The organism is Shewanella sp. BC20 (genome assembly GCF_003129585.1).
GTDB classification, from domain to species: domain Bacteria; phylum Pseudomonadota; class Gammaproteobacteria; order Enterobacterales; family Shewanellaceae; genus Shewanella; species Shewanella seohaensis.
In genome coordinates this window covers 30,384-49,337 of the sequence record NZ_NHRI01000012.1, presented here as the reverse complement: position 1 = coordinate 49,337, position 18,954 = coordinate 30,384, and the positions used below count along the sequence as shown (strand labels likewise).

The 18,954-nt window shown below is 48.3% G+C and carries 18 protein-coding genes and 7 tRNA genes; 17 read left to right on the top strand and 8 right to left on the bottom strand.

Annotation, left to right across the window (positions count from 1 at the left end; translation table 11 throughout):
* Positions 1 to 43 precede the first annotated feature (43 nt).
* Positions 44 to 544, top strand: a complete 501-nt coding sequence (locus tag CBX96_RS13285; RefSeq protein ID WP_011621790.1) for a zinc ribbon-containing protein — start codon at positions 44 to 46, stop codon at positions 542 to 544.
* 62 nt (positions 545 to 606) lie between these two features.
* Here the strand turns inward: CBX96_RS13285 and CBX96_RS13280 are convergent, their stop codons facing one another.
* The 7 genes from CBX96_RS13280 to CBX96_RS13250 form a co-directional block, all read right to left on the bottom strand.
* A complete protein-coding gene (locus CBX96_RS13280) occupies positions 607 to 1,101 on the bottom strand; it encodes a type II secretion system protein (protein ID WP_181382204.1) in 495 nt (164 codons plus the stop codon).
* A 15-nt stretch (positions 1,102 to 1,116) separates the two neighbouring features.
* Positions 1,117 to 2,667: an apolipoprotein N-acyltransferase gene (lnt, locus tag CBX96_RS13275; RefSeq protein ID WP_109287017.1), complete on the bottom strand. Its 1,551-nt coding sequence runs from the start codon at positions 2,665 to 2,667 to the stop codon at positions 1,117 to 1,119.
* A gap of 42 nt (positions 2,668 to 2,709) precedes the next feature.
* A complete protein-coding gene (corC, locus tag CBX96_RS13270) occupies positions 2,710 to 3,585 on the bottom strand; it encodes a CNNM family magnesium/cobalt transport protein CorC (protein ID WP_039978917.1) in 876 nt (291 codons plus the stop codon).
* A gap of 39 nt (positions 3,586 to 3,624) precedes the next feature.
* Positions 3,625 to 4,086 (bottom strand): rRNA maturation RNase YbeY, encoded by a 462-nt coding sequence (gene ybeY / locus CBX96_RS13265; protein WP_023268295.1) that lies wholly within the window; start codon positions 4,084 to 4,086, stop codon positions 3,625 to 3,627.
* A complete protein-coding gene (locus tag CBX96_RS13260; RefSeq protein WP_011716124.1) occupies positions 4,076 to 5,140 on the bottom strand; it encodes a PhoH family protein in 1,065 nt (354 codons plus the stop codon). Before CBX96_RS13260 ends, ybeY begins: the two co-directional genes overlap by 11 nt.
* 263 nt (positions 5,141 to 5,403) lie before the next feature.
* Positions 5,404 to 6,828, bottom strand: coding sequence for a tRNA (N6-isopentenyl adenosine(37)-C2)-methylthiotransferase MiaB (miaB, locus tag CBX96_RS13255; protein WP_023268293.1), 1,425 nt, complete (start codon positions 6,826 to 6,828; stop codon positions 5,404 to 5,406).
* 139 nt (positions 6,829 to 6,967) lie between these two features.
* Positions 6,968 to 7,300 carry a hypothetical protein gene (locus CBX96_RS13250; RefSeq protein WP_109287016.1) on the bottom strand — a complete coding sequence of 111 codons (333 nt, stop codon included), beginning with the start codon at positions 7,298 to 7,300 and terminating at the stop codon, positions 6,968 to 6,970.
* 321 nt (positions 7,301 to 7,621) lie between these two features.
* Here CBX96_RS13250 and CBX96_RS13245 point away from each other — a divergent pair, with 321 nt between their 5' ends.
* The 10 genes from CBX96_RS13245 (at position 7,622) to CBX96_RS13200 (ending at position 11,834) form a co-directional block, all read left to right on the top strand.
* The gene (locus tag CBX96_RS13245) at positions 7,622 to 8,848 is read left to right on the top strand and encodes an FAD-dependent monooxygenase (protein WP_181382203.1); all 1,227 of its coding nucleotides are present in this window, start codon (positions 7,622 to 7,624) and stop codon (positions 8,846 to 8,848) included.
* Positions 8,849 to 9,015: 167 nt separating this feature from the next.
* A complete protein-coding gene (gene pth / locus CBX96_RS13240) occupies positions 9,016 to 9,603 on the top strand; it encodes an aminoacyl-tRNA hydrolase (protein ID WP_011621799.1) in 588 nt (195 codons plus the stop codon).
* A gap of 140 nt (positions 9,604 to 9,743) precedes the next feature.
* Positions 9,744 to 10,835: a redox-regulated ATPase YchF gene (gene ychF, locus CBX96_RS13235; RefSeq protein ID WP_011621800.1), complete on the top strand. Its 1,092-nt coding sequence runs from the start codon at positions 9,744 to 9,746 to the stop codon at positions 10,833 to 10,835.
* Positions 10,836 to 11,042: 207 nt separating this feature from the next.
* Positions 11,043 to 11,119: transfer RNA gene (locus CBX96_RS13230), tRNA-Met, on the top strand.
* 54 nt (positions 11,120 to 11,173) lie between these two features.
* A tRNA-Leu gene (locus CBX96_RS13225) sits at positions 11,174 to 11,258 on the top strand.
* Between the two features lie 47 nt (positions 11,259 to 11,305).
* Positions 11,306 to 11,380, top strand: a tRNA-Gln gene (locus CBX96_RS13220).
* A gap of 22 nt (positions 11,381 to 11,402) precedes the next feature.
* Positions 11,403 to 11,477: transfer RNA gene (locus CBX96_RS13215), tRNA-Gln, on the top strand.
* Position 11,478: 1 nt separating this feature from the next.
* Positions 11,479 to 11,555: transfer RNA gene (locus tag CBX96_RS13210), tRNA-Met, on the top strand.
* 83 nt (positions 11,556 to 11,638) lie between these two features.
* Positions 11,639 to 11,723, top strand: a tRNA-Leu gene (locus tag CBX96_RS13205).
* Positions 11,724 to 11,759: 36 nt separating this feature from the next.
* Positions 11,760 to 11,834 (top strand) — tRNA-Gln (locus tag CBX96_RS13200).
* Between the two features lie 286 nt (positions 11,835 to 12,120).
* Here CBX96_RS13200 and CBX96_RS13195 read toward each other — a convergent pair.
* Positions 12,121 to 12,756 (bottom strand): hypothetical protein, encoded by a 636-nt coding sequence (locus CBX96_RS13195; protein ID WP_181382206.1) that lies wholly within the window; start codon positions 12,754 to 12,756, stop codon positions 12,121 to 12,123.
* A gap of 405 nt (positions 12,757 to 13,161) precedes the next feature.
* Here CBX96_RS13195 and CBX96_RS13190 point away from each other — a divergent pair, with 405 nt between their 5' ends.
* The 6 genes from CBX96_RS13190 (at position 13,162) to secD (ending at position 18,952) form a co-directional block, all read left to right on the top strand.
* Positions 13,162 to 13,758 (top strand): PepSY-associated TM helix domain-containing protein, encoded by a 597-nt coding sequence (locus CBX96_RS13190; RefSeq protein WP_086903712.1) that lies wholly within the window; start codon positions 13,162 to 13,164, stop codon positions 13,756 to 13,758.
* 16 nt (positions 13,759 to 13,774) lie between these two features.
* Positions 13,775 to 14,287, top strand: coding sequence for a DUF2271 domain-containing protein (locus tag CBX96_RS13185; protein WP_167373712.1), 513 nt, complete (start codon positions 13,775 to 13,777; stop codon positions 14,285 to 14,287).
* Between the two features lie 29 nt (positions 14,288 to 14,316).
* Positions 14,317 to 15,135, top strand: coding sequence for a DUF4198 domain-containing protein (locus tag CBX96_RS13180; RefSeq protein WP_109287014.1), 819 nt, complete (start codon positions 14,317 to 14,319; stop codon positions 15,133 to 15,135).
* Positions 15,136 to 15,381: 246 nt separating this feature from the next.
* Complete coding sequence (gene greA / locus CBX96_RS13175) at positions 15,382 to 15,858, top strand: transcription elongation factor GreA (protein WP_011621805.1); 477 nt, start codon at positions 15,382 to 15,384, stop codon at positions 15,856 to 15,858.
* 315 nt (positions 15,859 to 16,173) lie between these two features.
* Complete coding sequence (locus CBX96_RS13170; RefSeq protein ID WP_109287067.1) at positions 16,174 to 16,701, top strand: hypothetical protein; 528 nt, start codon at positions 16,174 to 16,176, stop codon at positions 16,699 to 16,701.
* A gap of 376 nt (positions 16,702 to 17,077) precedes the next feature.
* On the top strand, positions 17,078 to 18,952 hold the full coding sequence (gene secD / locus CBX96_RS13165) for a protein translocase subunit SecD (RefSeq protein WP_109287013.1): 1,875 nt from the start codon (positions 17,078 to 17,080) through the stop codon (positions 18,950 to 18,952).
* The last annotated feature ends 2 nt before the right edge of the window (positions 18,953 to 18,954 follow it).

Below are 18,954 nucleotides of genomic sequence, written 5' to 3'. Positions count from 1 at the left end.
TAGAAGCGATGCATTAAAAAGGTTCTATGAAGGAGTATTGGTTATGAATGATAGAAGTAGTGCGCTACTAGGATTGTATCAAGCCTTAATTAACGAAGTGAAAGCGCAATTTGCGGAAGATAACTCGCTGACTGCAAAGAATTTATTTAAGTCTGTCACTCAAGGGAAGGAGTTTTTACGCCTCAAAGAACAAGCAGGGGAAGATGAACTCGCCTTAGTGGAGCAATTCTTAAAGCGTGATATCGCCAGCTTTTTGCGTGAGCAAAATGCCGACAGCTTAAGTCACAGCCCGACGGTGATCACCCTTGAAAACACCCTTTGGCATTGGTTAAGTGAAATCACTGACCGCAGCCAAGTGGAGTGGCACGAGTTGACTCAAGACTTCAAGCACCACGGCTATTACCAAAGTGGCGATATTGTCAGCCAAGGGGTGATGGTATGCACTAACTGCGGCCATGAAATGAGTATCGAGTTCCCGGGAGTGATCCCTGATTGCCCCGAGTGTGACCATGAGGAGTTTACCCGCGAGGCGTTAACGCCTTAAGGATTTTTCTTCTGCTCGCATAAATAAAAAAACGACGCTTTGCGTCGTTTTTTTGTGAGTCATTAACAGCCTTGAACATTGATATCGTAAAGCGGCGGAGTGCTCGAATCGGCAGCTTGGGTGTAGCGGAAATAACACTGATCGTCATCTACGATAGAATTGTCATTTAAGTCGTAACCAATGTAAGTAATATCAATGCCTTGATATTGGATGACGAGTTTATCGTCTTTCGTTATCCATTTTTCGATATCGGTATTGTCCAGATATCCCCACTTGAGACGGGTGTCGGGGTCGCCATCACCATCGAGGTCGATGTCGATAATATCGTCACGGCCTACAACGGCTTGGCTTTGCAAACTGGGCATTTGGGTCTTGGAATAGGCCAAGGTATTGGCGGTTTTGACGCTGGCTTGGAGTTGCAGCAGACTTTTCTCCCGCGCCTCTTTGCTCATACCGATAAATTTCGGCGCCGCAATAACCGCTAAAATCCCGAGCACTATGATAACGACGACGAGTTCGATTAAGGTAAAACCTTGAATGCGTTTCTGATTAATCAATTTCTAACTCTATTGTTATTTTTTACGACGAATAAACCCGACGAACAGCAGCGCGCCACACAGCAGTAGCAGTGGTGTTTGGCCGATTTTGGCAAACCAAGTTTGGCCTGTAACCAGTGGAATCGTCGCGCTCAGTACACCCGTTTCGAATTGCGGTAGTGCAGCTGTGATATTGCCTTTCTCATCAACTACCGCGGTCACACCGTTGTTGGTGGCGCGCACTAGCGGACGGCCTAATTCGATGGCGCGCATTTGGGCAATTTCCATATGCTGCAACGGCCCATTTGAGGTACCAAACCACGCATCGTTCGATACGGTTAACAGCAGATCGGTGCCGAGGTTAACACTGTCACGCAGCTGTTCTGGGAAGGCGATTTCATAACAAATTGCCGGAGCAATTTTATGGCCTACGGCGCTCAAGTTCGGCTGTTGATAATCGCCCCGAGCGAAGGAGGACATCGGCAGATTGAAGAAAGGTGCAATCGGGCGCAGTAAGGCTTCAAAGGGTACAAACTCGCCGATAGGCAGTAGATGGTGTTTCTTAAACTGGTTGCTGCCATCGCTCTCATAATCCGGCGTATCTTGCTGCTTTTGATTATGGTTACCTAGCACGATCAAAGAGTTATAAAACTCGTTCTGTTGACGGCTAATAATCCCCGTGATGATGGAAGTGTGGTTAAGGTTGGCAACCTTGTTAGCATTATCCAAAAAGTCTTGCACCATAGATTCTGGCGCCGGGATAGCAGCTTCTGGCCAGACGATAATGTCAGCGTCGAAGTGCTCACGGGATAAATCCATGTATTTCAATAGGGTTGGCCAGAGCGCCTCGGGTTCCCATTTCATACTCTGGGGAATGTTTCCCTGCACCAATGCAACTTTAACTGATTCGCCTGTCGGCTGGATCTGCGTTAGCTTTGGGGCAACCCAAGCCGCAACTGCGATGATGGGCAGTAAAACCATCAGGCTTTTGTAGCGCTTGCTAAAACATAGGGCTAAGGCGCCTGCGAGCATCGCAATTAAGAAACTGAGTCCTAGGGCACCAATAATACTCGCGAGTTCCTTTAATGGACCTTGGGTTTGGGAGTAGCCGGCCCAGATCCAGGGAAATCCTGTCATCACCCAGCCTCTAGCCCATTCGGTTAAGACCCAAAGCGCGGGGAAGAGGAGCTGGTTACGCCATAGCGACGGAGTATTAGTGCGAGTCAACCATGCTAAACCGAGACCCGTTAAGGCCGGATAGAGGGCTAAATAGAGGGCTAACAGTGCCATTAGCCCCACTGACGCGGCTAAGGGTAGGCCACCGAAGGTGTCCATACTAACATGCACCCAACTGATCCCAACGGCAAAACAGCCAAAACCAAAGCTTAACCAATGGAAGAAGCTGGCTTTAGGAGTCAAGGAGCCACTCAGCCACAGGGCTAAGGCCATGGCGACGGGATAGATAATCCACAAGGAATAAGGGGCAAAGGAAAGCGCCGTACTGGCGCCTAAAATAAACGCCAGCACGAGCCGTAACACGCTCAGTCGGGACTTTTGTTGGGCAAAAGCCCGAATGTTAGTTAGCACGGATAATTCTTCTTACACTGAGCGTTATTCTTACGCAGAGGCTTATTCTACGTCTTCACCGATATTGGGATCGGGGAGTTTAACTCTGAGTTGGATTAAGCGTCTGGTATCGGCATTGATGACTTTAAATTCAATACCTTCGATCATAATGCTCTCATTGCGCTCTGGCAGATGACCAAAGGCATGGGACACTAAACCACCGACGGTATCAAACTCTTCATCGCTGAAGTGAGTGTTGAATTCTTCGTTAAAATCCTCGATAGGCGTCAACGCTTTCACCATGTAGACAGTGTTACCGACCTTGCGGATCTCAGTGTCTTCAGGGCTATCGTGGTCGAATTCGTCTTCAATCTCACCGACAATTTCTTCGAGAATATCTTCAATGGTTACCAGACCCGATACGCCGCCGTATTCGTCGACGACAATCGCCATATGGTAACGCTGGGAGCGGAATTCTTTGAGTAACACATCGACGCGTTTGCTCTCAGGCACAACGACGGCGGGGCGGATCACGCGCTCAAGGGAGAAGGGTTCTTCACTGTTTGAGAAACCATAAGGGATCAAATCTTTAGCCAGTAAAATGCCTTCGATATGGTCTTTATCTTCGTTAACCACAGGGAAGCGAGAATGGCCTGAACCGATAACAGTTGCGAGCAATTCTTCGACGGTATTGTCGATTTGAATCGCAACAATTTGAGCTCGTGGGATCATAATATCCCGAACACGCATATCAGAAACTTCTAATACACCTTTGATCATTTCGCGGGTGTCTTCGGTGATTAACTCGCGCTGTTCTGCGCCATCAATCACATCGACTAAGTCTTCGCGATTTTGAGGTTCGCCCTGAAATAACTGACTTACTCTGTCAAACCAGCCTTTCTTTTGGGCGCTCGTACTCGGGGGGATATCGTCACTCATAGTTTTCTCATTAACCTTGATGCTGTGCACCGCGGTTAATTATTGTTCCTTATATGGGTCAGTAAAACCTAAGCTTTCAATGAGTTGAGTCTCTAACGACTCCATCTCTTCGGCTTCTTCGTCTTCAATGTGATCATAACCTAGCAGATGCAGGCAACCATGTACAACCATGTGTGCCCAATGGGCTTCTAGGGTTTTATCTTGTTCACGCGCTTCATTTTCAACGACTGCGGCACAAATGACAAGATCTCCAAGCAGTGGAAGTTCAATTTCTGGCGGTGCTTCAAAGGGAAACGACAACACATTGGTCGGTTTGTCTTTCCCTCTGTAGGTGCTGTTTAGCATTTGGCTTTCACGGGCATCGACGATGCGAATGGTCAGCTCCGCCTGTTCCATGCTGTTACCAATGGCGGTTTTTACCCAAAGAGCAAACTGCTCTTCACTGGGCAGATAGTCACTCGCCGTGGCGTATTGCACATCTAAGGCTAAATCAAGACTCATGCTTTAAGACTTCCTGTTGCGTTTGTGGATGCGCTTGTTGATAGTCGCGGCGCTCTTTCTCGGCCTTTAACGCTTGCTCCTTACGATCGTAAGCATCATAGGCTTCAACAATCCGAGCAACCACAGGGTGACGCACTACGTCTTGAGACACGAAGAAGTTAAAGCTGATTTCCTCGACTTGGCTCAGGACTTCAATGGCGTGGCGCAGACCCGACTTAACATGTTTGGGTAAGTCTGTCTGGGTGATGTCACCCGTGATCACCGCGCGCGAGTTAAAGCCAATACGGGTTAAGAACATCTTCATCTGTTCGACCGTGGTGTTCTGGCTCTCATCGAGAATAATAAAGGCATCGTTTAGGGTGCGACCACGCATATAGGCGAGCGGCGCCACTTCGATGACGTTTTTCTCAATTAAGCGTTCCACCTTTTCAAAGCCGAGCATTTCGAACAAGGCATCATAAAGTGGGCGCAGGTAAGGGTCGACTTTCTGGCTTAAATCACCGGGTAAGAAGCCGAGTTTTTCCCCTGCTTCAACCGCGGGGCGGGTGAGCAGAATACGGCGCACTTCTTGACGCTCTAATGCATCAACGGCGGCGGCCACTGCTAAGTAGGTTTTACCCGTTCCCGCAGGGCCAATACCAAAGGTAATATCATGGCGCACAATGTTGGCCACATAGGTGCTTTGGTTGGGGTTGCGCGGTTTAATCACACCACGGCGGGTTTTGATAAATAAAGATTTATCGTCACCGCTGTCGTCCTGTTCGAGGGCGATGGCTTCTTGAATTGCCAAATGCACCTGCTCAGGATCGAGGTCTGGCGTGCTGCCCTTGACCGTTTGGGTCTCGATATAGAGCTGCTTAAGTAAGTTATTGGCACTTAAACAGTTACGCGGCAGTCCGGTAATTTGAAAATGGTTGTTCTTACGGACTATCTCAACGCCAACGCGACGCTCAATCTGTTTGATATTGTCATCGAAGGGACCGCACAGCGAGGCCAAACGGCGGGTTTCTGCGGGTTCGAGATACAGATTCATTGTGGTTAATTTACTGGACAAATAGTACTCCTATTGTCAAATACCAAGCAAAGTGCTGAGTGAAAAGCCAAGTGCGATGCCTGTTTGCTATCGCAGTCTCTAATCAGAAGATAATCTCAGTTTACGAGCCATAGCGGATAATTGCTAACGGAAAATCGTTAAGCCCAAGGGTTTTGAATGACTGCTCTATAAAAGGCAAAAGTACACAAAACAAAAAGGGCGACACTGAGGTTAGCTAAACCATGTCGCCCTGATATAGGTGCTGCTTGCTCGATTTTAAACCCTTAAGGTTTAAATTGTGTCACACCGAGATCGTCATCCTGTTTGTGTTTGGCCAGAATATCCGATGGGCGCAGGTTGCGGCGCAGATCCATTTCATCTTCACCACGGATAAATTTACCGCGCAGTGAGTTAGTGTAAACGTCAACAATTTCGACATCCACAAAGCTACCAATGTGCTTTGGCAGACCTTCGAAGTTGACGACACGGTTGTTTTCGGTACGGCCGCGCAGCTCCATAGGGTTTTTCACCGATGGGCCTTCAACCAGAATACGTTGTACTGTGCCCATCATATGGCGGCTGTAACGCATAGCTTGTTGAGTGATACGGTCCTGCAGAATCGCCAGACGTTGTTTTTTCTCTTCCATATCAACGTCATCGGGTAAATCTGCCGCAGGTGTACCTGGGCGCGCACTGTAGATAAAGCTAAAGCTGTGGTCAAAGCCTACATCTTCAATCAGCTTCATGGTATCGGCGAAGTCTTCTTTGGTTTCGCCTGGGAAGCCAATGATAAAGTCAGAGCTGATTTGGATATCTGGGCGAGCTTTACGCAGACGGCGGATGATTGACTTGTACTCAATCGCCATATGGCCACGCTTCATTGCCGTCAGAATGCGGTCAGAACCGGATTGCACTGGTAAATGCAGGAAGCTGACTAATTCAGGGGTATCTTCGTAAACGTCGATAATGTCCTGCGTAAATTCTATCGGGTGACTGGTGGTGAAGCGAATACGGTCGATACCATCGATAGCGGCGACATAGCGTAATAGCTCGGCAAAGGTACAAATGCCGCCATCGTGGGTTGCACCACGGTAGGCGTTAACGTTTTGACCGAGCAGGTTGACTTCGCGCACACCTTGTTCTGCCAGTTGGGCAATCTCGAGGATGATGTCGTCCGATGGACGGCTGACTTCTTCACCACGGGTATAAGGCACCACGCAGAATGAACAGTACTTGCTGCAACCTTCCATGATAGACACAAACGCCGTTGGGCCTTCGGCGCGCGGTTCTGGTAGACGGTCAAATTTCTCGATTTCAGGGAAGCTCACGTCGATCACGGCCTTTTCGCCACGACGTACTTGGTCGATCATATCTGGCAGACGGTGCAGTGTCTGTGGTCCAAAGATGATGTCGACGCACTGAGCACGGTCTTTGATCGCCTTACCTTCCTGCGATGCAACACAACCACCCACACCAATAATCAGATCGGGATTTTTATCTTTGAGGGTTTTCCAACGACCTAACTGATGGAACACTTTTTCCTGCGCTTTTTCGCGGATAGAACAAGTGTTTAGCAGTAGAATATCTGCTTCTTCCGCTTCTTCAGTTAAGGTGTAACCTTGGTATTCGCCTAAAAGATCCGCCATCTTGGATGAGTCGTACTCATTCATTTGACAGCCCCAAGTTTTAATATGGAGTTTTTTGCTCATCAGTTGTGTTGCCCTACGCTGCCCTGTAAAAAGAGTCCCGAGCCGTCGTTGCCCCATAAAAAGGCCAACAGACTGCCCAGTCAAAATAGCGCGACATTTTACCCGCAGTTATGGCTGCTGACCAGCTTTGTCCACATTTTTACTCGCTAATCCCCTGAGATTGTGATACCCACAAAGAAGCTAGGTTTATCTCAGTTGGTTGATTTTGCGCGAGCGATGGTTGGCTAAATTGGGCGGCATTTGCCATTTCTAACAAGCTATTACGGGCTTGAATGCTAATGTCTTCACGGATTTCGAGTCGAAATACGCTCAACATTTCCGTGGTATGTATATATAAGGCATAATCGACGGGATCGCGGTAGCTGACGGTGATGGTTTCCATCGTTGGTATTGCGGCCAAGGCATAACTAAATGGGATCGCGCTGCAAATGAGTAGACTACTGGCTATCTGCAAGTGGATGAGTGTTTTCATGACATCCTCACAAACTCTATTAAGTGGATTCACTGGTAACTCGTCCCGAACGGCTAGGGCTCGCTAAGTGAGAGGCTAATCGGTTGAACCCCGCTGACAGCCTTAAATTCCCGCGGGGATGTTTTAGAGTGTAACGGGTTTAAGGGAAGGGAAAACTCGCCTTTGTAAGCAACTGTGAGCAAATGCCCCTCTAGCAACATTTGCTCACCGTTGAGCCGAAATTGACATGCTTTTAACAATGTCCCGATTAAGAGTGATGTGCTTTAACTGAGATAAAGTGCGTCAGATAAATGGAAAGAATTCTAAAGAGTGGTAATTAAGATGAGCCAAGCGATAAGCCAAACACAGCAACCAAGCCAGACAACCTCAGACACTCGCGTATTTGATGTGATCCTTGTCGGTGGCGGTATGGTGGGCGCGGCAACGGCTATCGGGCTGGCGAAGCAAGGCTTGCAGGTGGCGGTGATTGAATCATTTGCCCCCGAGGCTTATTCCCCCGAGCAGGCATTAGATGTCCGCGTGTCGGCGATAAGCGTAGCCTCTGAACAGTTACTCGAGCAGTTAGGCGCGCTCGAGAGTCTGCTTAACATGCGTAATGTGCCTTATCTGGGCTTAGAAACCTGGGAGCTTGATGGCTGCATTACTCAATTCCATAGCTCACAAATTGGCGCGAGCCATTTAGGGCATATTGTTGAAAACCGTTTGGTGCAACTTGCCCTGTGGGAGCAAATGCAGCAATGGGATGCGATTAAATTGTTTTGCCCCGAACGTGTAGCGACATTTTCGCGCCTCACAGACGGGGTAAGCGTGTACTTACAATCCGGTATTCAGCTTGAGGCAAAGCTGCTCATCGGGGCCGATGGTGCCAACTCGCAGGTGCGTCAATGGGCGGGGATTGGCATTTCGGGGTGGGACTATGCCCAATCGGCGATGCTGATTAATATCCAAACCGCTCAAGGTCAGCAAGATGTCACCTGGCAACAATTTACCCCTAACGGCCCGCGCTCGTTATTACCTCTACCCGGCAATCATGCGTCGTTAGTCTGGTATGACGATGCCAATCGCATTAAACAGTTAATTCAGCTGAATCATAAGCAGCTTGCCGACCAAATCCGCCAGCATTTCCCCGCTCGCTTAGACAGTGACTTTACAGTAGAAGCCAAAGGCAGTTTTGCCCTCACGCGCCGCCACGCGAATGCCTATTTTAAGTCGAATGTGGTGATTTTAGGGGATGCGGCGCACACCATTAACCCGTTGGCGGGCCAAGGAGTTAACCTCGGCTTTAAAGATGTCGAGGCCTTACTGGTGGTCATCAAGACTGCATTAACCGAAGATAAACCTTGGTGGTCTACCGAGGTATTAAATGCCTACCAAGCCAAACGTTATCGCGATAATCAACTGATGATGACGACCATGGATGTGTTTTACGCAGGCTTTAGTAATGACATTCTGCCACTTAAATTACTGCGTAACGGCGCGTTAAAACTGGCCAATATTAACTCCCCCATCAAGCGAACCGTGCTGAAGTATGCGATGGGGCTCAATTAGGCCACATCATTAGTGCTGACTCACTCGGCATTTGTTGACTTACGCATTGAGTGCTAAAATGCCGCGTTTTTAACGAGCATAAGCGGCATTATTAACTCAAGATGGTCGTCCATGTGCACTTTGCCATCGACCAATTAACACAGTATTGAGTGCCATTAGTGAGTGTCATGAGCGAAATTAAATTAATCGTAGGTCTTGCCAATCCGGGCGCTGAATATGCGCAGACTCGCCATAATGCGGGTGCTTGGTATGTGGAAGAATTGGCCCGCATCTGTGGCGTCAGCTTAGTGCCGGATAGCAAGTATTTTGGCCTCACCGCCAGAGCCGTATTGCATGGCAAAGATGTGCGTTTACTGATCCCAACGACTTATATGAACTTAAGCGGCAAAGCCGTGGGAGCTTTAGCGAATTTCTTCCGTATTACCCCTGAAGAAATTCTGGTGGCCCACGATGAGTTGGATATGCCGCCCGGTGTGGCTAAATTTAAACTCGGTGGCGGTCATGGTGGTCATAACGGTTTAAAAGACATTATTGCTAAACTGGCTAATGATAAAAACTTCTACCGTTTACGGATTGGGATTGGCCATCCCGGCGATAAGAATAAAGTAAGTGGTTACGTACTGGGTAAGGCGCCAGCTAAAGAACAAGAGCTGATCAACGCCGCCGTAGATGAAGCCGTACGTTCCACTGAAGTGCTATTTAAAGAAGACATGGTGAAAGCCATGACTCGCTTACACTCCTTTAAAGCGGAGTAAGCCCTGTGCTCGCGGCCTGCATAAAGGACAGCGAACACCAGGACAATAGAATTAATCAATGTACTGCCTAAGGGCAGGGTGACTATAAACTTGCTGGTGAGTGTGACTCGCCAGCCTATCATCGAGAGAAAGGTAAGAATATGGGTTTTAAATGCGGCATTGTTGGTCTTCCTAACGTAGGTAAATCAACGCTTTTTAATGCGTTAACTAAGGCTGGCATCGAAGCGGCAAACTTCCCGTTTTGTACCATCGAGCCAAACACTGGCGTTGTACCTGTGCCGGATCCACGCTTAGACGCGCTGGCGGCGATTGTTAATCCGCAACGTGTGCTGCCAACCACGATGGAATTCGTGGATATTGCCGGTCTAGTCGCGGGTGCGTCTAAAGGTGAAGGCTTAGGTAACAAGTTTCTTGCTAACATCCGCGAAACCGATGCTATCGGTCACGTTGTGCGTTGCTTTGAAGATGACAACATTGTCCACGTGGCTAACCGTGTTGACCCTGCGCGCGATATCGAAGTTATCAACACTGAATTGGCATTAGCCGACTTAGACAGCTTAGAGCGTGCGGTGATCCGTCAACAAAAACGCGCTAAGGGCGGCGACAAAGACGCTAAGTTTGAAGTGGATGTTCTCGAGAAGATGCGTCCAATCCTCGATGAAGGCCATATGTTGCGTTCTATGGAGCTGTCTAAAGAAGAATTAGAAGCGGTTGCTTACTTAAACTTCTTAACCTTAAAGCCAACCATGTACATCGCGAACGTGGCTGAAGATGGTTTCGAAAATAACCCACACTTAGATGCAGTGCGTGCCATTGCTGAAAAAGAAAACGCCATTGTTGTGTCTGTGTGCGCCGCCATTGAGTCAGAACTGGCTGAAATGGAGGCCGAAGAGCGTGATGAGTTTATGGCTGACCTCGGTTTAGAAGAGCCAGGGTTAGACCGCGTTATTCGCGCTGGTTACCAATTGCTGAGCCTGCAAACTTACTTTACAGCGGGTGTAAAAGAAGTGCGTGCTTGGACCGTTTCTGTGGGCGCGACTGCACCACAAGCAGCGGGTGTTATCCACACCGACTTCGAACGTGGCTTTATTCGTGCTCAAGTGATGGCATTTGACGACTTTATTACCTATAAAGGTGAAGCGGGCGCCAAAGAAGCGGGTAAGTTACGTGTAGAAGGCAAGACATACATTGTTCAAGACGGCGATGTAATGCACTTCCTGTTTAACGTATAACGGGTTTGACAAAGGGCTAAGCTTTAGAAAGTAAGGCAAAATACGGGCAACAGAGGTCGATTTAGCGCATCTGTTGCTCAGTTTGGTGAAGTAATAGCCGAACGGTTTGTCTCAAGGAAAATAGCGAAAAAAAGCTGTTGACCTCGATACCTCGAATAAGCATAATACGCCCCGTTCCTCGCTACGAGGGGCGCGCAATAACGAAGTGGCAATGTAGCTCAGCTGGTTAGAGCACAGCACTCATAATGCTGGGGTCGCAGGTTCAAGTCCCGCCATTGCTACCATTTCGTTATCCTAGCGTTTGCTAGCATCAATTCAGGATGTCAACTTGAAGCAGTGCGGGAATGGTGAAATTGGTAGACACGCCAGATTTAGGTTCTGGTGCCGAAAGGTGTGAGAGTTCAAGTCTCTCTTCCCGTACCATTATTTTTAAACATCGGCGTAAGCGGATGTATGAAACAAGTTAGTGATGGGGTATCGCCAAGCGGTAAGGCACCGGGTTTTGATCCCGGCATACCTAGGTTCGAATCCTAGTACCCCAGCCATCATTTCATGTTTCTCAGTTTTTGGGGTATCGCCAAGCGGTAAGGCACCGGGTTTTGATCCCGGCATACCTAGGTTCGAATCCTAGTACCCCAGCCATGGCAATGTAGCTCAGCTGGTTAGAGCACAGCACTCATAATGCTGGGGTCGCAGGTTCAAGTCCCGCCATTGCTACCATATTTAAATCCACGTTAAATCAATTTGATTTATCTGGTAAAAATCCAGAGACGCCTTTGTTTGCCAATCTGGTACATTTTGATGCGGGAATGGTGAAATTGGTAGACACGCCAGATTTAGGTTCTGGTGCCGCGAGGTGTGAGAGTTCAAGTCTCTCTTCCCGTACCATCAAAGTGAAACCTTCTAGGTTGATGAAAAGTTAATTGGGGTATCGCCAAGCGGTAAGGCACCGGGTTTTGATCCCGGCATACCTAGGTTCGAATCCTAGTACCCCAGCCATAGTTAAAAAGCCCGTCCTACGACGGGCTTTTTGCTTTCTGTCTTTTGTGATGTGCTTTTCGAGTCACTCCCTCATTACTTCGTTATTTTTCAATCTTCTCCGATATCGCTCGCGTGTTATGGCTTTACTCGAGCAAGCCTCGTGCTTGCACTTTGGCTATGTGCGAATGACTAAGATGTACTTTGGGGTTGGAATGGGTGCGTCATCGAGATAAAAAGCCACAGTGCTTAATAAACACTGTGGCTGACACCGACAAAAGTGAAATGCGACTAAAACGATTAGTTGTTATTGTATGGGTTTAACTTCTTTAACCGCTTCGGGAGCTGCGACTTCGCTCGCTGCCTTTTCAAGCACCGCTTCCTGTGTCGCTTTTACATCGCCTGTGACAACGGCTTTTAGGGGCGCAGCCGCTGGGATTTGTTCTTGCAGTTTTTCCGTGCCAGCATCTATCGCCTTTTGCTGTAGTTTTTGCGGATCTGTGTAGTCAGCGAGTTCTTTAGGCCAGCTTGGTACCAGTTTCTCAGCCTGATCGGTAAATTGCTCAGAGATAATTTTTGGCGAGCCACCCGTAAGCAACATCACCGCCATTTGGTTGGTTTCTGAGTTCCACACAAAGCCTGCTTTTTCGGCCATTTCCGGCACTGGCGTATAGGTCGAGACCATATAAAACAGTGGGCCTTCCTGCTGGATTTTATCGGCGGTTTTCAGCAGCGATACTGTGGTTTCGTAGTTGTCTCCGAGCAGAGCCTTCATTCGATCTTTAATCAGCGGCTGTTCGAATAGCCCCACGTCATTTGGATTTAATCCGACAAGGGGTTTTAGCAGTGCCCACATCAGTTGGCCTTGGGGTGACATCAATAGCAGCGGGGCAACACAGGCATTAAGCATTAGTGCGAGCCAGATAATATGTAGGCAACGCATTTTTTTGAGCAGAGTTGTACTCAAGATGATATTTCCTTTGGAAGTACCAGCAAGTCGCCGGCGGCGGATTGTAGCCGATTGCGATTCTGTAAACGAGAGGGGTGAATAAGTAAATTTTTACAGAGATTAGAGGGTAAAAGGTTAAGTTTTATCTAATTGAATTTATATTGGTTTTACAATTATTTCTGTTTTCTCCACCTCATTTCTCGCTCTGCGAGTTTGCGATATTTCCCATCAACTTTGCCGTTATACCGTACTCCTGATGTAAAGAATGTAAACCTGGGTTTTGTTGATAATAAATATCATTTACTCTCTATCCCATTAACTTTCGTTAATACAGGCTATTAGCTAACGGTTGGTGGCGATTTAGGCGCTTGCCTAATATCCCTTCTTGAGAGTCAGTCATTGAAATTAAAAGTTAGTAAATCATCACTTTCCTTCGCTCGGATTATTCATGTTTATGTCTCTATGGCACTGCTGCTGTTAATGCTGTTTTTTGCCGTAACCGGGATCACCTTAAACCATCCCAATTGGTTTTCATCAGCAGATCAAGAACCGCGACGTGAACAGTTTGATATTCCTAACTACTTGATACCCGCAGCGCCGCAGGAGCCAGAGTGGCGTTTAGCGGCGGGGCATTGGTTAAAAAGCCAGTGGGATATGGATATTGGCACTGCCGATATCGATGAGGATGAGATAAGCCTTGTGAATAAAGGCCCTGGCACGTATCGCACCGTCACCTTAGATCTGCTCGACGGCAAAGCCTATGTTGAGACCTTAGATTATGGCGTTGTTGCAGTGCTTAACGATCTGCACAAGGGGCGCAATACCGGGATAGTCTGGGCTTGGGTGTTAGATCTCTGCGCCTTGTTGATTATTCTCTTTTCGCTCACCGGCGCTTATTTGCTGCTGCCTCAAACGAAACGACTTAAAAAATCCTTGTTTTATATGGTGCTCGTCAGCTCAGGCTGTGCACTTGTGTACGTCTATTTTGTTCCATAGGGAGAACCGATTAATGATGCGTCAGCTTATTCGCACCAGCGCCATCGGTGCGTTGTTTGTGAGTTCTGCGGTATTTGCCGCGCCGAAAATGACCGTTGATTTGACCTTGCCTGAAATTACCGAAGGCCAGTATCACCGTCCCTATGTGGCCGTGTGGGTTGAGGATGCCAAGGGCCAAACCGTTAAAACTTTAAGCCTATGGGTATGGGACGAGGGCCATAAATGGCTTAAGGACATTCGCCGTTGGTGGCGAAAGGCGGGGCGTGAAGATATGAGTTTTGTCGACGGTATCGCCTCGGCGACCAAGCCAGCAGGCCATTACAAAATTGATTGGGACTTAACGGATGACGCGGGTAAACCGCTGACTCCTGCCTCTTACACTGTGTTTATCGAAGTGGTGCGCGAGCACGGCGGGCGTGACCTCGTGAGACAAAATATTGATTTAACGGCGGGGGATTTTACCGCCCAACTACCAGCGACCACTGAAACTGGCGTGATTGATATTCGCTTAAGCGGTATGACTCGCTAAGCCCTGCACTTTACTGAAAGGATATGAAGATGAAACTACGTTTACTTGCCTTAGTTAGCGCGCTCTGCATCAGCCCATTGGCGAGCAGCCATGACCGCTGGATTTTACCTAGCCACTATAACGTCTCGGCCGAAAGCCTAGAGGCGGTGTGGATCACCTCGGATGTGTCCGCCAGTAACCAAGTCTTTATGTTTGATAAACCAGTCACCGCCAGCGATGTGCGAGTGTACTTACCCGATGGTAAGCCAAGCTCCCCAAGTTCAAGCTACACTGGCGGTCGTAAATCGGTTTTCGACGTGCAATTACTGCAAGACGGTACCTATAAGTTTGAAAAGGAAGTCACGCCGAGATACTTTTCTGTTTATAAAATCAAAGGTAAAGAAGGCATGGTTCGCAGTCGACTCGATAAAAAAGCGACAGCGGCCGTGATGCCAAAGGATGCCTATGAGCTAAAAGGTTCATTAAATGTGGCGCGGGTAGAAACCTATGTGACCCGTAACAAACCAACCGATAAGGTACTGGCGCCGAAAGGTGAATACTTGGAATTGGTGCCTATTACCCATCCCGCTGATATCGTTGAAAATGAACCCGCAACACTGCAGTTTGTTTACGATGGTAAGCCCGTCGAAGGCGTGAGTGTGGCGATCATGAAGGATGGCAGCCTGTACCGTAACAAGCCGGAAGAAATCAGTTTAACTTCGGATAAAGAAGGTAAAGTGGCTATGACGCTGCCAGCTGCTGGTCGTTATCTGCTGCATGCTTCAATCGAACGTCCAAGTCCTGATAAATCTCTTGCCGATAAAACAGTTAGCGAAATCTTTTTGACCTTCGAAGCTGGGCTTGAATAAGCGCATGCTTTAACGCTCCCCATGCCCACAAATTTATTTGTGGGCATTTTGCCCCACTTAAGTTCGCACTATTATACTTTGGCACTAGCATCTGAGCGTGAGCTTCAGTAAGCTGCACTGGTGCATAGTTCTTGATGCATCCCAAGCGCATAACGATTAGAATAGCGCAATTCCACCCTGATTTTACTGTGTTGACCTTTAGCGTCGGCACGGGTTGCTTTTGTTTTAAAGGAGACGAAAGAAGTTATGACTAAGGTTCCTATGACAGTTGTCGGTGCAGAACAGCTGCGTAAAGAGTTAGATATGCTCAAGTTTGAACGTCGCCCGAAAATCACTGAAGCGATTGCCTCAGCGAGAGAGTTAGGCGATCTGAAGGAAAACGCGGAATATCACGCAGCCCGTGAAGAGCAAGGGATCTGTGAAGCGCGTATCCGTGACATTGAAGGCAAACTTTCTAACGCGCAGATCATCGACGTGACTAAGATGGCGAACAATGGTCGTATCATTTTTGGTACCACTGTGACTATCCTTAATCTGGATACCGATGCGGAAGTGACTTACCGTATCGTGGGCGACGATGAAGCTAACATCAAAGAAAACCTGATTTCAGTCAACTCTCCGATTGCCCGTGGTTTAGTGGGTAAGAATGAAGGTGATGAAGTGTCGATCGCAACCCCTGGTGGATTGACCGATTACGAAATTATTTCGGTGCAATACATCTAAGTCTTGGTCTCACCAGACTCGATGGTTTACCGATAAGAAGCCGCCTAGTGCGGCTTTTTTATGGCCTTTTTTATACCTAGGGCACTGCAATATCAGTGTCCTTGGCGCACAAATAAGCAAGATGGATAAAGTTTAATTTGCCTCTGAGGCGGCGGTTACCTAAGCTGCACGCTTGGAGCTTTCTATGCATTCATCAAGGTTCTTTACGAAAGCTATCCAAAAAAGTGTTGTTTCTTCTGCGAATATTTCATCACGTAAAAGTTGCGTGTACCCAATTAGGAACTGAGTTTGATTAAGCACTGGCGCCAAGGATTAATGTTACTCTGTGTGTCGATCATTTTGATCGCCCATGCGGGTGGCTATGCGCCGCGCAGCTTAACTGCTCAGCAGCTGCATCTGGCGCCTAAAATGGTAGCGACAACGGTAGTCACAACTGCGCCTACCGCGGATACGCCGTCACTCACTGCGCAAGATAGCACTGCATCACATCACTCAACGGCACAATCGACGGCGAGCGATAGCAAAGCTGTCTGCACCGATTCAGATAAAGCACAGGCCACCGATTGCTCAGAGTCAGAATTAGTCAGTCACTTGGATGATTTTAATTTTGCTCCGGCTAACTCCCAGCGTTTTATCAATCTTGTTCAGCATGATATGCGTGAGGTGAAGCCTGTTTACCTGTTGGCCTTTGAGTTTGAACCAGAGCCTGCGCCCGCATTAGGGGAAAATATTCGCCTCGATGCTCGCCCAGATTGGACCCTCTTAGCCGAATCTTCACCTGCGCGGATCTCGGGCTGGAAAGTCTCTAACCTCCAATATCGCTTCAGTCAGCAAGCCGCTTAACTCACCGCTCCCTGTAGCAAGTTAGCAAGGCTTATCCATAACTACCGTTTGAGTTCATCATCTGAACCAGAGGTCGTTATGGATGTCTTTGATTAACTTTGCATTTTGTCATCCGAAACCTGTACCCGATAACCTAGCATCAAAGCCTGCGGTGTGTACGCCGAAGGTGCGGCTAAATCACATTGGATTTAAATCCATCCGGTTTAGACGGGGTGAATCGGTTATCACCACTGAGTTTGCTCGCATTTAGCGTACTCCTTGTGGGATCCGTGTTTACAGGTTTCACCGTAATACAGTGATTGTTCGCTCATGTTTATTAGCACTATTTGCGCTGCAAATAGCTATTCGAGTGGGCAATATCATGCGAGTGATATCTATGGATAAAATTCAGAGTAAAAAGCTGCTAAATCATTATTCAGCTTGGAAATACGTTGTGCTTATCGTCACGATTATCGTGATGTTATTTAGCGCCTTACCGACTTGGTATGGAGAAGATGCCGCCGTGCAGGTGGGCGCTAAAGCGGGGCTTAATTTAACCCCCATCGAACTGCGGGATAAATTAAAGGCGCAGGGCGTTGATGTTAAGCGTATCGAAGTTAAGCATGCCCAACATGGCAACGCCAACAGCTCAGAAGACGGGCAAACCCTTATTGTACTGAATGATGACAGCGAGCAAACCTTAGTGAAGACCTTAGTGTCATCCATGGTCAGTGAGCCGAAAGAGCTCACGCTGGCACTGGTGAGTGCTGCGCCAAGTTGGCTGCAAAATATGGGTTTTGAACCGATTAAACTCGGGCTCGACTTGCGCGGAGGGGTGCAATTTTTGCTGGATGTGGATGTGCAGCCCGTCTATCAAGCTCAAGCCGATGCATTAGTCGAGTCCCTTCGACAGTTTTTGCGTGACCAGCAAATTCGCGGCGCCAGTGTGCGTATTGATAGCACGCGCGAAGATGCAGGGTTGCAAATCGCAATTGCATTTAATGACGCGGCTGAATCAACCAATAATGCGCGCTCAACCATTCGCCAGTTTATGCAGCAAAGCTACCCGACTTGGCAATTAACCAATGCGGATAATGGCTTAATCTTAAAGCTCGCTCAAGAAGAGCAAATCAAGTTACGTAATTTAACCGTGCAGCAAAACTTGCAAATTATGCGTAGCCGGATTGAAGAGCTGGGCATCACTGAGGCTTTAGTACAGCGTCAGGGCGAACACCGTATTCGCATCGAGCTGCCCGGTGTCCAAGACCCCGCCGCTGCGAAAAACGTGATTGGTGCGACCGCAAGTTTGGCCTTTTTTGAAGTTAAAGAATCGGGTTCAGTGAATGCGCAGGTGCTGAAGGATAAATCTGGCAATCCTGTTTATGTGGCACGCACGCCGGTATTGGGCGGCGATCATATTGTCGATGCCCGCGCCAATATTGGCGAAATGGGCATGGCCGAAGTGAACATTCACCTCGACCGAATCGGTGGCCAAAAAATGTCGGAATTTTCCCGCGCCAATATCGGTAAGCCGATGGCAACATCCTACAGCGAATATAGCCGGGATGAGCAGGGCAAAGCCAAGCAGACCCAAGAGATCATTAGTGTCGCGACCATTCAATCACAGCTGGGAGATCGTTTTAGGATCACTGGCGCAGGCACCTATCAAGAGGCGCAGCAATTAGCCTTGTTGCTACGCGCGGGCTCAATGACGGCGCCTGTAACTATTGTTGAAGAACGCACCATTGGCCCAACCCTTGGCGCCGAAAACATTCAAAACGGCTTTGCAGCGCTCGGCCTTGGTATGGGAATTACCTTGTTGTTTATGGCGCTCTGGTATCGCCGTCTCGGGTGGGTGGCCAACGTGGCCTTGATTGCCAACATGGTGATCCTCTTTGGTTTGCTGGCGCTGATCCCCGGCGCAGTACTGACCTTACCCGGCATTGCCGGTCTGGTGTTGACGGTTGGTATGGCGGTCGATACCAACGTGCTGATCTTCGAGCGGATTAAAGACAAGTTAAAAGAGGGGCGCAGCTTCGCCCTGGCGATTGACACTGGCTTTGACAGTGCGTTCTCAACCATTTTTGACGCTAACTTCACCACTATGATCACCGCGGTAGTGCTCTATTCCATCGGTAATGGCCCCATCCAAGGCTTTGCCTTGACCTTAGGTTTAGGTCTGCTGACCAGTATGTTTACCGGTATTTTTGCCTCAAGAGCCTTAATCAACCTAGTGTATGGGCGTGATGCGCGCCGCCATGTGAGGGTATAACT